General features: G+C 38.8%; 12 protein-coding genes. All 12 read left to right on the top strand.

Annotated features, from left to right (window positions below):
- Positions 1 to 7 precede the first annotated feature (7 nt).
- The 12 genes from TOL9009_RS40240 to TOL9009_RS49600 all read left to right on the top strand — a co-directional run bounded on the left by TOL9009_RS40240 (position 8) and on the right by TOL9009_RS49600 (position 12,592).
- A complete protein-coding gene (locus tag TOL9009_RS40240; RefSeq protein ID WP_051503005.1) occupies positions 8 to 931 on the top strand; it encodes a glycosyltransferase family 2 protein in 924 nt (307 codons plus the stop codon).
- Positions 932 to 1,195: 264 nt separating this feature from the next.
- Complete coding sequence (locus TOL9009_RS40235; protein WP_051503004.1) at positions 1,196 to 2,398, top strand: O-antigen ligase family protein; 1,203 nt, start codon at positions 1,196 to 1,198, stop codon at positions 2,396 to 2,398.
- Positions 2,399 to 2,403: 5 nt separating this feature from the next.
- On the top strand, positions 2,404 to 3,456 hold the full coding sequence (locus tag TOL9009_RS0123340; RefSeq protein WP_029635064.1) for a Gfo/Idh/MocA family protein: 1,053 nt from the start codon (positions 2,404 to 2,406) through the stop codon (positions 3,454 to 3,456).
- Complete coding sequence (locus TOL9009_RS0123335; RefSeq protein WP_029635063.1) at positions 3,453 to 4,496, top strand: NAD-dependent epimerase/dehydratase family protein; 1,044 nt, start codon at positions 3,453 to 3,455, stop codon at positions 4,494 to 4,496. Before TOL9009_RS0123340 ends, TOL9009_RS0123335 begins: the two co-directional genes overlap by 4 nt.
- A 4-nt stretch (positions 4,497 to 4,500) precedes the next feature.
- Positions 4,501 to 5,640, top strand: a complete 1,140-nt coding sequence (locus TOL9009_RS0123330) for an acyltransferase family protein (protein ID WP_029635062.1) — start codon at positions 4,501 to 4,503, stop codon at positions 5,638 to 5,640.
- 53 nt (positions 5,641 to 5,693) lie between these two features.
- Positions 5,694 to 5,852 (top strand): hypothetical protein, encoded by a 159-nt coding sequence (locus TOL9009_RS47655; RefSeq protein WP_186227629.1) that lies wholly within the window; start codon positions 5,694 to 5,696, stop codon positions 5,850 to 5,852.
- 87 nt (positions 5,853 to 5,939) lie between these two features.
- On the top strand, positions 5,940 to 7,205 hold the full coding sequence (locus TOL9009_RS0123325) for a glycosyltransferase (RefSeq protein ID WP_029635060.1): 1,266 nt from the start codon (positions 5,940 to 5,942) through the stop codon (positions 7,203 to 7,205).
- 66 nt (positions 7,206 to 7,271) lie between these two features.
- Complete coding sequence (locus tag TOL9009_RS0123320; protein WP_029635058.1) at positions 7,272 to 8,612, top strand: oligosaccharide flippase family protein; 1,341 nt, start codon at positions 7,272 to 7,274, stop codon at positions 8,610 to 8,612.
- A gap of 43 nt (positions 8,613 to 8,655) precedes the next feature.
- Positions 8,656 to 9,777 carry a glycosyltransferase family 4 protein gene (locus TOL9009_RS0123315; RefSeq protein WP_029635056.1) on the top strand — a complete coding sequence of 374 codons (1,122 nt, stop codon included), beginning with the start codon at positions 8,656 to 8,658 and terminating at the stop codon, positions 9,775 to 9,777.
- Between the two features lie 137 nt (positions 9,778 to 9,914).
- A complete protein-coding gene (locus TOL9009_RS0123310; RefSeq protein WP_084763288.1) occupies positions 9,915 to 10,706 on the top strand; it encodes a WecB/TagA/CpsF family glycosyltransferase in 792 nt (263 codons plus the stop codon).
- A 128-nt stretch (positions 10,707 to 10,834) separates the two neighbouring features.
- Entirely contained in the window at positions 10,835 to 12,262 is a 1,428-nt protein-coding gene (locus TOL9009_RS0123305; RefSeq protein WP_029635052.1) for a sugar transferase, read from the top strand.
- A gap of 204 nt (positions 12,263 to 12,466) precedes the next feature.
- Positions 12,467 to 12,592: a hypothetical protein gene (locus tag TOL9009_RS49600; RefSeq protein ID WP_260675932.1), complete on the top strand. Its 126-nt coding sequence runs from the start codon at positions 12,467 to 12,469 to the stop codon at positions 12,590 to 12,592.
- Positions 12,593 to 12,626: the final 34 nt, after the last annotated feature.

Raw genomic sequence — 12,626 nt, 5'->3', positions numbered from 1 at the left:
TCATAAAATGTTGGTTAGTATTCTCATAAACAATTACAATTACGAACGCTTTTTACCACAAGCGATCGCTAGTGCTTTAAATCAGACAGCTTTCCCCACAGAAGTTGTTGTTGTCGATGATGGTTCCACCGATAATTCACGAGCAATTATTGAGAGTTATGGGGAGAAAATCGTCACTGTGTTTAAAGAAAATGGTGGACAAGCCTCAGCTTTTAATGCAGGTTTTCAAGCCAGTAAAGGAGAAATCATTTGTTTCCTAGACGCTGATGATTATTGCGCTTTAAATAAATTAAGTCGAATTATCGAACTTTTTAATAAGCATAAGAGTGCTGGTTGGATTTTTCATACCCTGGATGATGTTGATGTAAATGGGCATTCTTTGGAAGTAGAAAGAAATCAAGATGTATCTGAGCTTTTGTTAGCTGACTTTCGCGAAGATATTTTAAGAGGGCAAAATCTGCCAGCTTTTCCAGCTACCAGTGGTTTATGTTTTAAGCGTGATTTATTATCACAATTTTTACCAATGCCAGAGCAATTCAAAATATCGGCTGACAACTTTTTACGGTTAGCAGCAATTTATCTAGCTCCTGGGATATTATTACCAGAAAAGCTTGCCGTTCATCGAATTCATGGCTCAAATTTATTTGAATTTAGACCAGATGCTGAAATTCTTCACGCCGATACAAATATTAAAACCTCCTACTATTTAAAAGAGCGGTTTCCCCAGACAGAAAATTTTACCAACAAACTTTACTCTCATGCTTTCGGAAAACTTGCAGGAAAAGCCAGTTTAAATAAGGCATTACAAATACCTGAAACCAAAGAGTATATAAAAAACTTTTCTGTCGGCTCTTGGTTACGGTGCGCTCCTCGAATTATTTATAACTATGCCAAGGCAGTTATGGCTAATCGAGAGCGCTTTGCTAGGTAGATTGATTAGGTGAGACATTAGCTATTTCCAAAAATCAATTCACCAATCTGGGAGGGGGAAAGGGGAAAGGAAAAAAGGGGTTCATGTTAAGAAGTTATTCGCAACACGCTAACAGTTTTTTTCTTATATGACCCCCTATACGGGTTTGAAGCCCCTCCCTTAAAGGCGTGTCAATTTTGTTTGGTTCTTCAATCCTCGGACAAAATTTCTTCCCTTTCCCCTTTCCCCTTTCCCCTTTCCCCCTATAAGTGAATATATACAGTTGTGACTAAATTTATCCGACTCGCTGAGAAAATTTTTATCATTTTAGGTTTAAGTTTCTTCTCAGGGATCTTTGGTGTAGAGTCTCTAGGTCTTGTGGTAGCACAACCCGTCATCACATTAATCAGATTTCTTGTTTGGGGAATGTCAAGCATTCTGATTTGTGCCTCGTGGAAAAGTACAATAATCACAGTTCGTCGAAATAACTTAGTCAGTATATTAACTGGATTATTATTTTTCTCGTTTATCTGGTCAGAATTTCCAGATTTTACCTTATTTAATGCCAGAGATATCTGGATGATGACTTCATTTGGGTTATATTTTGCTATACGATTTAACTTGAAAGAGCAGGTAAAACTCCTTGCCTTAAGTTTCTTTATCGGAATATTTCTGAGTATAATTGTTGCACTTGGATTCCCAGATATTGGGATACATGGAGCAGATGTAATAGAACTTCTAGGAGCGTGGAAAGGAGTATACGGACACAAAAATGTTCTGGGAAGTATGATGGTTTTAAGTTCATTAACATTTTTATTACTTCCGAAAAATACATCATTTTTATATAAATGGACTGGGTTTATTTTATCGGTAGTATTAATCGTACTATCAACTTCCAAAACTTCTCTTGTTATTTCTTTTCTGCTTATATTAACGGTGAATTTCTATAAAAACTTTCGCTGGCAGGGAAAAATAAGCATAGTTTTCGCAAACATTGGAATTATGATTTTGGCATGTCTTGCCGTATTAGTTTTAACTTATTGGATTGAACTGTTAACTGGTTTAGGAAAAGATCCAAGTTTAACTGGACGAACCCCCCTATGGGGTTATGCACTAATTAGATTAGTGGAAAGACCATTATTAGGTTATGGGCGTGGTGCATTTTGGGCACCTAACAGTCAATATGCAGCTCAAATCGGTGAAACAATATTGCCTGGTTGGATTCCACCTTACGCCCACAATGGCTTTATTGATTTAGCCCTTGATGTTGGCTTGATTGGCTTATCACTTTTTTTAATTAGTTATTTCAGAAGTTTTTTTTCGGCATTAAAACAAGCTTATGCAACTAAAAATCCCGAAAAACTTTGGTCATTTGTTTATCTTGTATTTCTAGCATTGAATAATGTAACAGAAAGTGTTTTGCTGTATGGTGCTAACCTGTATTGGGTTTTGTTTATCACAGTTGTTTTTACTCGAGAGGAAAAATAGTATTAATGGTAACTAAATTAAAATCAGCAGTAATTGGGACAGGGGCAATTTCCAAAGAGCATTTAAGTTTTCTATCTGAATGCGATCGCGTGCAATTGAAGAGTGTTTGTGACCTTTCCAAAGCATCTGCTTCTTATGCAGCAAAACGATTTGGCGCTGAGTCAATTTACACCGACTTTCGCCAAATGTTAGATGAAATAAAGCCTGATGTTGTCCACATTCTCACTCCACCTCATACCCACAAACTAATTGCATCATCCTGCTTAGAAGCCGGCGCGCATGTATTTTGTGAAAAGCCAATTACACCTACCTACGATGAATTTCAAGAACTTTGGGCTTTAGCCAAATCTCATAACCGCTGGCTGATTGAAAACCAAAATTATTGCTTTAATGAAAGAATCCTTGCAATTGAGAAATTAGTTGCAGATGGCATTCTCGGTGAAATCCAAGAAGTTGAAGTCAGAATAGCGCTTCCTGTTCGCGATGGTGGAGTATTCGCAGACGAAAACTTACCTAATCCGATTCATAAAATGCCCGCAGGAGTAATTCATGATTTCATTACCCATTTGTGTTCCTTGGTAGTGCGCTTTATACCCGATTTCGATCGCGTTAGTGCTGCATGGAGCAATCACGGTGGTGGAGATTTATTTAAGTATGATGATCTAGATGCGATCGCTATCTCCGGTTCTAGTCATGCTCGAATTCGATTCAGCGCTCACACCCCACCCAAAGCTTTCAACGTCATAGTACGCGGTTCCAAAGGTTATGCCGAAACTGATTTGTTTCAACCTTACCTACGTTGCGTCATTCCCCGCGCTGGTGAATTGCTATCTCCCCTCATAAACCATTTTGTCAACGGTTGCGATTTGGTTGGAGCATCATTTACTAACTTTCGTAACAAGATTATGCAAAAAACACCTTATGAAGGGATGCATCGGCTTTTAGACCAAACTTATCAAGCCCTAATTGATGGGAAAGCCCCACCAATTAGTTTTGCAGATATAGAACGGACAAATAGATTAGTTAATGCCCTACTATCGGAGGCGAATCGAGTATGAAGTTATTAATAACAGGTGCGTCCGGTTTCTTGGGAAAATACGTAGTTGCCGAAGCACTACGACGAGGACACCAAGTCCGTGCAGTTGTGCGACCATCTAGTAATGAAAAACGCTTAACTTGGCACAATCACCCAAATATAGAGCTAATCCGTCTAGATTTGCGCCGCAAAGATGGTATTGTCGATGCTGTCCGGGGGACGGATGCAGTCATTCATCTGGCTGCCGCTAAAGAAGGTGACTTTTACACGCGATTTGCTGGCACAGTCATCGCTACCGAAAACTTGCTTGATGGGATGGTTGCCGCAGATGTGTTGCGACTAGTTGATATTAGTACCTTTTCGGTGTATGACTATCAGGGTATTTCATCTGGTGAAACAATTACCGAAGATTCGCTGATTGAAAGTAATCCTTTGGAGCGAGATGAATACGCTCAAACCAAGTTGCTACAAGAAGAACTTGTCCGCGAATTTGAGCAGAATCACAACGCACAAGTGACGATTGTTCGACCCGGATTGATATATGGACGAGATAACCTCTGGAGTACTTTGCTGGGGGGTAAATTGACAGACAATCTGTGGTTGCGAATCGGTCTTTATGCAACGATGCCATTGACATATGTCGAAAATTGTGCAGAAGCAATTGTTAGTGCTGTATGCGATGAAGCGATCGCTGAAACTTTGAATATCGTTGATGACAACTTACCCACCCAAAGAAGCTATCTCAAAAAGCTCAAGCAACACTCCTATTCTATGCCCCGTCTGATTCCTGTCAATTGGACATTCATGCGCTTCATAGCCTGGATTATGTGGACGTACAACCAACTAGTATTGAAGGGAAAAGCAAGGCTACCTGGCATCTTTATTCCTAGAGTGCTAGATGCTAGATTTAAGCATTTTCGCTTCACTAACCACAGGGCAAAACAAATTTTAAATTGGCAGCCAAGATATTCACTCGACACCGCACTAGAGCGCAGTTCTAGCAATGTTGAATTGTTAGAAGTATCTTCTAAAACACCTGCTTTGCAACCTTTAGGAAGCTGAATGTATGAACCTCAAAGCCTCATCGACAACTTCAGTAACTTCAGTCGTTAAGCCACCCAAAATCCATTTCTATTTTGTGGATGCGCTACGTGGCATTGCAGTCTTATGGGTAGTTTTGTTTCATGCTCCCTTAGATGGGCGTCTTGATTTATTAACTAGCATCTTACCCGATTGGGTTGTAACTGTTGTGTTCAACTGGGGTACCTTCGGTGTACCCATTTTCTTTGTCCTCAGTGGTTTTGTGATTGCCCATTCCCTACGTGAGGCTCGTATTAACTTAGCCTATTTTGGGCGTTTCAGTCTGCGTCGTCTTGCCCGACTCACTCCACCATATTACGTCTCAATAGTCGTAACTTTAGCTTTTGCACTTTTATCTTCGTACATCAAAAGTGAAGCGTTTGCCCCAGGTAAAGAGCCTCTAACTTTTGGGAGGTTGTTAGCACATCTATTTTATTTACAAGACATTTTTCGACTCGGACATATCTGTGACGTTTACTGGACGTTGTGCATAGAAATACAGTTCTATTTAGTCTTTTGTGCGCTATTAGGACTAGCACAGTGGCTCAGTTATTCGCGGAATTTGCACTTTAGTCGAGTAGTTGTGTTTGTTCCTGCTGCCCTAGTCGCCGCTCTGTTTCCTATCGGAGTGTTTGAAGATACTGGCAGACCGATGATGTTTTTGCCGTTGTGGTATGCATTTCTGTTAGGAGTCTTTGCTTATTGGTCATGGTGCGATAAGTTGAAGCCAATCTACTTTTACTTTTATTCGGCGATCTTGGTGACTGCTGGAGCGGTAAATTCAACAACATTTTCAATCGTCAGTGTGATTGTCGCCATACTTCTATTACAAGCTGGACGAGCCAATTGCATGGGAGTTTGGTTAAAGTGGCGATCGCTACAATTTATCGGTAAGATTTCTTACAGTCTTTATCTGCTCCATACTCCCATCTATGGAGCAGTATTTTTCCTGGGGATTAAGCTGCTTAAACCTAATGCTTTAAGTGAAGCGTTTTGCTTACTACTAGGAATCTTTGTCTGTGTCGGCTTTGCCGCTCTAATGTGGCAATTGGTAGAGAAACCATCTATCCAATTGAGTCAAAAGGTCAAGCTTGTAAAGAACATAGACCCTATTCATATAAGTTAAGAGCCAGGAGTTATGTCAGGTTCGTTAGTGCCGCTTGTGTAAGGCAATTGGCAATGGTAATAGGACTTACGCAAGATGACCAAAAAACGAACCGCACTACTATCGCACAGAAGCCAGCGCGTTGCGTATTTTCCCAAGGCACGTTTTCGGGGGAAGCTTCCCCCGAAAAGCTGCCGCCCCGTTGTAGCGACTGGCGCGACACAGAGGAATAAGAGGAGCGATCTTGGTTTTTGCGTAAGTCCTGAGGAATATTCTTTCCCCATGCCCTATGCCCTATGCCCCATTACCAATTCTTTTTTATGCGTATTGCCTACCTAACTGGAGAATATCCCAGAGCGACAGATACTTTCATTCAGCGAGAAGTAACAACTTTGCGGCAAATGGGTGTGGACGTACACACATTTTCAGTTCGCTGTCCAGGGGATGAACATATGGTTGGAGTGGAACAGAAACAAGAGCGCGATCGCACTTTCTACATTCTTCCTCCCAATCTCATCAACTTACTACTAGCTCACCTCAGTTTACTGCTTGCTTCTCCCAAAAGATATCTACAAACAATCAAGCTTGCATGGTCAACCAGCCAACCAGGGTTTTGGGGTTTGGTATATCAATTGTTTTATTTTATTGAAGCAGGTATTCTTGCCCAACAAATCAAACAAAGGGAGATAGTACATTTACATAACCACATTGCCGAAGCTAGCGGTACTGTGGCGATGTTAGCCGCTACTATTGGAGGTTTTAGTTATAGCTTCACCTTGCACGGACCCTATATATTTTTTCGAGCGTATCAATGGCAACTAGAAGAGAAAATCAAGCGATCGCTATTTGTTTCTTGTATTAGCAACTATGCTCGCAGTCAAGGAATGATATTTGCACCCCTTGAAAAGTGGAATCAAATGCATATCATTCATTGCGGTATTGACCCAGCTTTATTTAATGTTGTTTCTCACAACAAAGAAGGAAAACGCTTGCTTTTTGTCGGTCGATTGGCTGTAGCCAAAGGTTTACCAATCTTACTAGAAAGTTTAGCGATCTTAAAAAAAGCACATCCAGATATTCTCTTAACAGTTGTCGGTGACGGTCCCGACCGAGAAAAGTTGAAACAAATAACTACTCAATGGAAATTAACTGAAAATGTAAATTACGTTGGTTATAAATCCCAAACTGAAGTACGGGAATATTTTCAGCAAACCGATATTTTTGTGATGTCCAGCTTTGCTGAAGGAATACCAGTAGTGTTGATGGAAGCAATGGCAGCTGGTGTACCAGTAGTAGCCACCCAAATTGCCGGGGTAAGCGAATTAGTAGAAAATAACGTGAATGGTTATTTAGTTCCACCCGCAGATGTTATTTCCTTAGTTAATTGCATCGAAAAATTGCTGACTGACTATAAACTTCGTGCAGAATTTGGCACAGCAGGTAGAGCCAAAGTAGAGAAAGATTTCAACATACATTATGAAGTTGCACGACTGCATCGTCTAATGACAAGTGCCTTGAAAGGTAATGTTGAATCTATTCCGACAAATCACACATATTGTAGAGAAGTTCTGGTGGAACGTCTCTAGGACGGTTGAAATGTTTTTCTTAATGTTAATTAAGCGGACACGATATTACCCATTACCCATTCCCAAATGTCAACTTTAAAAAAGCTAGCCATCCGTGGCGCAATTTGGACAATTATTGGTTTCGGAGGTATTCAAATCCTCCGGTTTGGCAATAATCTAATTTTGACTCGCTTGTTAAAACCAGAGTATTTTGGTTTGATGGCATTAGTAACTACCTTGAGAGTTGGTTTAGAACTCTTTTCTGACATTGGTATTGCTCAAAATATAATCAATAGTAAGCGAGGTGATGAACCTGCTTTCTTAAATACTGCTTGGACTTTACAAATAATTCGTGGTGTAGTCATTTGGATTATTTGCTTACTTCTGAGCTTTCCCGCTGCAAAGTTCTATAACGATGAACGTTTAGTATTGCTAATTCCTATTGCTATATTTTTCTCTGTTGTTGATGGATTTAGTTCTACTAGTGTACATACTCTCCATCGTCGCATGGAACTAGGTAAGCTTTCTCTATATGAATTAGCGTTGCAAGCTTGTTATTTGTCTACATTATGTATATTAGTTTGGTTCTATCCAAATATCTGGACTTTAGCGTTTGGCTCGGTAATAGGAGCAATATATAAATTAGTTAGTAGCTATTGGTTAATACCAAAATATACCCACCGCTTTACATGGGAACCCGATGCTGTTAAAGAAATTCTCTCCTTCGGTAAATGGATGTTTATCGCATCCACACTGATGTTTGCTGCTGAACAAGCAGATCGCCTGGTTTTAGCTAAAATTCTCTCATTTAAAATGTTAGGCGTTTACACAGTGGCTTATACCTTAGCAAGCATACCGAGAGAAGTAATTAAACAACTTAGTTATAAAGTTATTTTTCCTACAATTTCTCAGGAAGCTGACTTACCAAGAGCAACTTTAAGAGAAAAAATTCTTCATCAACGATGGTTCATATTGTTAGGAACTGCAATTATATTAGCAATTTTGACTACAATTGGCGATTTCATTGTCGCTTTGCTGTACGACAAAAGATATGCTGATGCGACTTGGATGATGCCAATTTTATGCAGTGGCATTTGGTTTTCTTTGTTATTTTATACTATCAGTCCTGCTCTTTTAGCTATTAGCAAACCCTTATATTCAGCACAAAGTAATTTTGCTCGATTTGGCGTCATTATTTTGGGTGTACCTCTGGCATATTACAGGTTTGGAACATTAGGAGCAATTATCGTGATTGCATTCAGCGATTTACCTTTGTACATAGTGAATCTTTATGGACTCTGGCAAGAAAAACTTTTTTGTTTTACCCAAGATGTTCAAGCCACTGTTTTTTTTACGGTCGTACTTACTTTATGTTTATTGATTCGCTATAGTTTAGGATTTGGTCTACCAATTCAAACACTACTTTAAATAATCAAAAAATAACTATTTTTTTTTAAATAAGGAGAATGCCTTGAAATACCACATAGCTTTAAATACACCATTTGATTTAAAAGCTATTGCCCAAAATGCTCAAGCAGGAAAATGTCCCTCACACATAATGTGGGAAATGAGTCAGCTTTTAGAGGCAAAAATTCATCAACCGAGAGCAGATTTAGTTCTGCCCACAGATAAAATGCTTGCCAAAATTATAGGTCATCCCGAACACTGGGCTTTAGCACACAAGCTATCGTTGGAGCTTCAGGAGGATGATGTCATATATTGTGATGGTGAAAACCTGGGTTTTGCAATTGCTACAGCTTGTGGCGTTAAACACAATCGACCTAAAATTGTTGTATTTATTCACAATCTCAACCGTCCTCGTGGTCGTTTAGCGTTGAAGCTATTTGACGTGGCAAATCGGATTGATTTATTTGTGACAGGTTTTACTTCGCAAGCTGAATTTCTTCGCAACCACTTAGGCTTACCAGAGAACCGTATTTATCTACTTTCGGCACCACCTATAGACACATCTTTCTTTACACCTGGACTTCCCTCAAATAAAAAGTTGCGTCCGATGATTGCAAGTGGAGGTATGGAAAAGCGAGATTATCGAACTTTGGCTGCTGCTACTCAAGATTTGAATGTTGATGTGAAGATTTGCGCTTTTTCTCGTAATGCGATCGCTCAAAAGAAGACATTCCCGGAAATCATACCTGCGAACATGTCACATGGTTTTTACGACTGGTGTGAATTGTTGCAGCTTTATCGCGATTCCGACTTAGTTGTCATCACGATGTTTGAGAATAACTATCAAGCTGGACTAACCACAATGCTTGAAGCTATGGCTTGTCATCGACCTGTAGTCATAACTCGTTCGTCAGGAATTATTGGTGAACTGATTAACTTGGGTATCGTTACTGGTGTTAATATCGGTGATTCTAATGGGTTAAAGCAAACAATTGTCAAACTCTTAAACGACCCTCAAAAAACTGAAATCCAGGCACAGCGAGGTTATGAATTTGTACTTAAACGATTCAATCATAATAGTTTCATTCAAGCTTTGGTTTCAAAACTAGTTTCTACATTTGACAAAGAAAAAACAAATAATTTGGTTTATCTTCAACCTCAAATAAATGAAAAAGCTAATTTTTAGCTGACACATACAAAAGATACAAGTTCATAAAATCTGTGTAAATATACATGTTTTTTATAAGGGAATACCGCATTCCTATAAATAGACCTGTGTCTACATAGTTTCTTTTCCTAACTAATTTCACCACTAGAGAACATATGCCAAAAAATAAATTTGAAGAAATAGTCTTACTTGGAACTAAATTTCATAAATTAAAAGTTTCCGAGTTAATACAGTATGTTGTCAAAGCAGCAAAACTCGAAAAAAAGACAACTATTTCTAACGTAAATGTTAGGGCAATGAACTTTGCATACGATCTGCCTTGGTATAAAGATTTCATCAATAAATCCGATTTAGTATTCTGTGATGGATTTGGTGTTTTACTAGGGGCAAAATTTATGGGTTGCTGTGTAGACTCAGGAAATCGCATGACTTGCCCAGACTATATAGAGGATCTCGCATTAACTTGTGAACGAGAAAATGTTTCATTATTTCTGCTTGCGGGTAAACCTGGTACAGTAGATAAAGCAATTACAAAGCTGAAAATAGTTGCACCAAATTTAAAGGTGAAAGGACATCACGGTTATTTTCAGAAGTCTGGTCAAGAAAATGAATTTGTGATTCAAAAAATCAATAAATTTAAACCAGACATCTTGTATATAGGCTTTGGTATGCCATTGCAAGAAGATTGGGTTTTAAGAAATATAGACCAAATAGACGCAAAAGTATTTCTGCCTTTGGGTGCATGTCTTGATTTTTATACTGGCAATGTATACAGAGGTCCACGCTGGATGACTAATTACGGACTGGAGTGGTTAACACGATTAGTCACAGAACCGGGACGCTTGTGGGAACGATACGTTATTGGAAATCCGTTGTTTTTTTATCGTGTATTACAAGAACGAATTAGAAACCGTTTCCAAAAGCGTTCCAAATCATCACCATACTAATTCACAAACGTTCTGCAAAACTAACTGAAACGATTATATTCAGCTAATTTAGGAAATACTATTTAGCTGTAATTACAGATACTCTCAAAAATCTATTGAATGGAAAAAATACAATGGCAACAAAAAATATGTCTTCAAAAACTCTACCTGTTGTAAATTTACAACCAGACTTAAGGTCAGCAAGAGGCACAAGAATACAGAGAGGATTATCTACAAGTTTAATCAGGGTAATAACACTTATCTTGCTAGATATTATTTTTGTAAGCTTGGCATGGAAGTTAGCTGTATTTTATGGAACTCCATTGCCATCTCCTTGGACACAAAAAACATCTTTTTTATTGCTAATTATCACAATTGAAATAGGCGTCATTGTAGCTAAAGGACTTTATCACCCAGGTAAACATCGTCGTGATTATCTTGGTCTTATTCAAGCAATGTCCCTGTCAGAATGCTTACTTTTGCTAGTTGCTTTTCTCTACGAACCAGAGAGTTATGTTTCGCGCTCAACTTTTTTAATTTTTTGGGTTTTATCTATAGTATTCGTCTGTCTATCTCGGTTAGTGATTGATGTTGCTATTAAAATAGTTCGTGAAAAAGGAGCAGTTCGTTGTCCTGTTTTTGTGATTGCTGATGTCGGAGAAAAAGAAGAATTTGTTAAGTTAATAGAAAAAGAAAAATGCTATGCTGTACAAGGAATATCTGACTCTAGCTGTCTAGATAGATCCAACAGAGAGGCAACATTTCAATATCTTCGCGAACAGGGTATAGTCGAAGCTTTTGTTTCTTGGAATGCAATCAAGAATCGTTTATATGTTTGCTGGCATTTTCATAGTGCTGGGATTATTCTACAGATACTTTCCCCAAAGACTGAATTTCATCATCCAAAATCAGTTTTTTCGATGATAGGTGAAGCCCCATGTATGAGAATTCCAGCACCAATTATTACAGGCAGTGATTTTTGGATAAAGCGATGTTTTGACCTTTTTTGTGCGATTATTTTGATAATTCTACTTTCACCAATCTATGTGTTTATTGCCATCCTAATTAAGCTTGATTCTCCAGGTCCTGTCTTCTTCCGACAAAATAGAATTGGTCTGCATTGTAAAAAGTTCCGGATGTGGAAATTCCGGACAATGGTTGTAAATGCGGAAAAGTTACAAGCAGAGTTAGAAGCGAAGAATGAGATTAAGGATGGTGTTTTATTTAAACTCAAAAATGATCCTCGCATCACACGAGTAGGTAAATTCCTACGTCTTTACAGTTTGGATGAATTGCCACAACTGTTTAATGTTTTACTTGGAGAAATGAGTTTAGTTGGTCCTCGTCCTCTTCCTCTTAGAGATGTAGAGAGGTTTGAAACTATGCATTTTATCCGACAAGAAGTTCTGCCCGGTATCACTGGATTGTGGCAAGTTTCTGGTCGTTCGGATATCGAAAATTTTGAAGATGGAGTGAAGTTAGATATTGCTTACATTGAGAATTGGGCACTTTGGCTGGATCTGAAAATTTTGCTGAAAACTGTTAGGGTTGTGCTGCAAAAAACAGGTGCCTATTAAAAGGTTATCTGGGTGAGTCCTTCTGCGCTTACACAAAGTTAGATTTCCGACAAATGAATGCGAATACGGTTGACAAATACTAGGTGTGACCCATCATTTTACTAAAAACGTAAAGACGTTCCGGCGGAACGTCTCTACAGGTCAGAAATCACCTTAATACCAAACGTATTCGATATCCAGAAGATTTTCAGGATATTGAGTCAGGTGCTTGATGAGTTTATGCCGAAAGACTGCGAACTGATTGTCGTAGACGATGGAGCGATCGCTAATTTTTACAAGAAAGGCAGAAGTTCGAGGGCAGAAGGCACTTATGTTAGGAGTATCAATTAAAACTTACTTTGTGGGTTTAAAGCCCAGTTGAAAC

It is taken from the genome of [Scytonema hofmanni] UTEX 2349 (genome assembly GCF_000582685.1).
Lineage (GTDB): Bacteria > Cyanobacteriota > Cyanobacteriia > Cyanobacteriales > Nostocaceae > Hassallia > Hassallia hofmanni.
The sequence above is the reverse complement of the archived record's forward strand: the minus strand, read 5'-3'. Positions and strand labels throughout refer to the sequence as shown.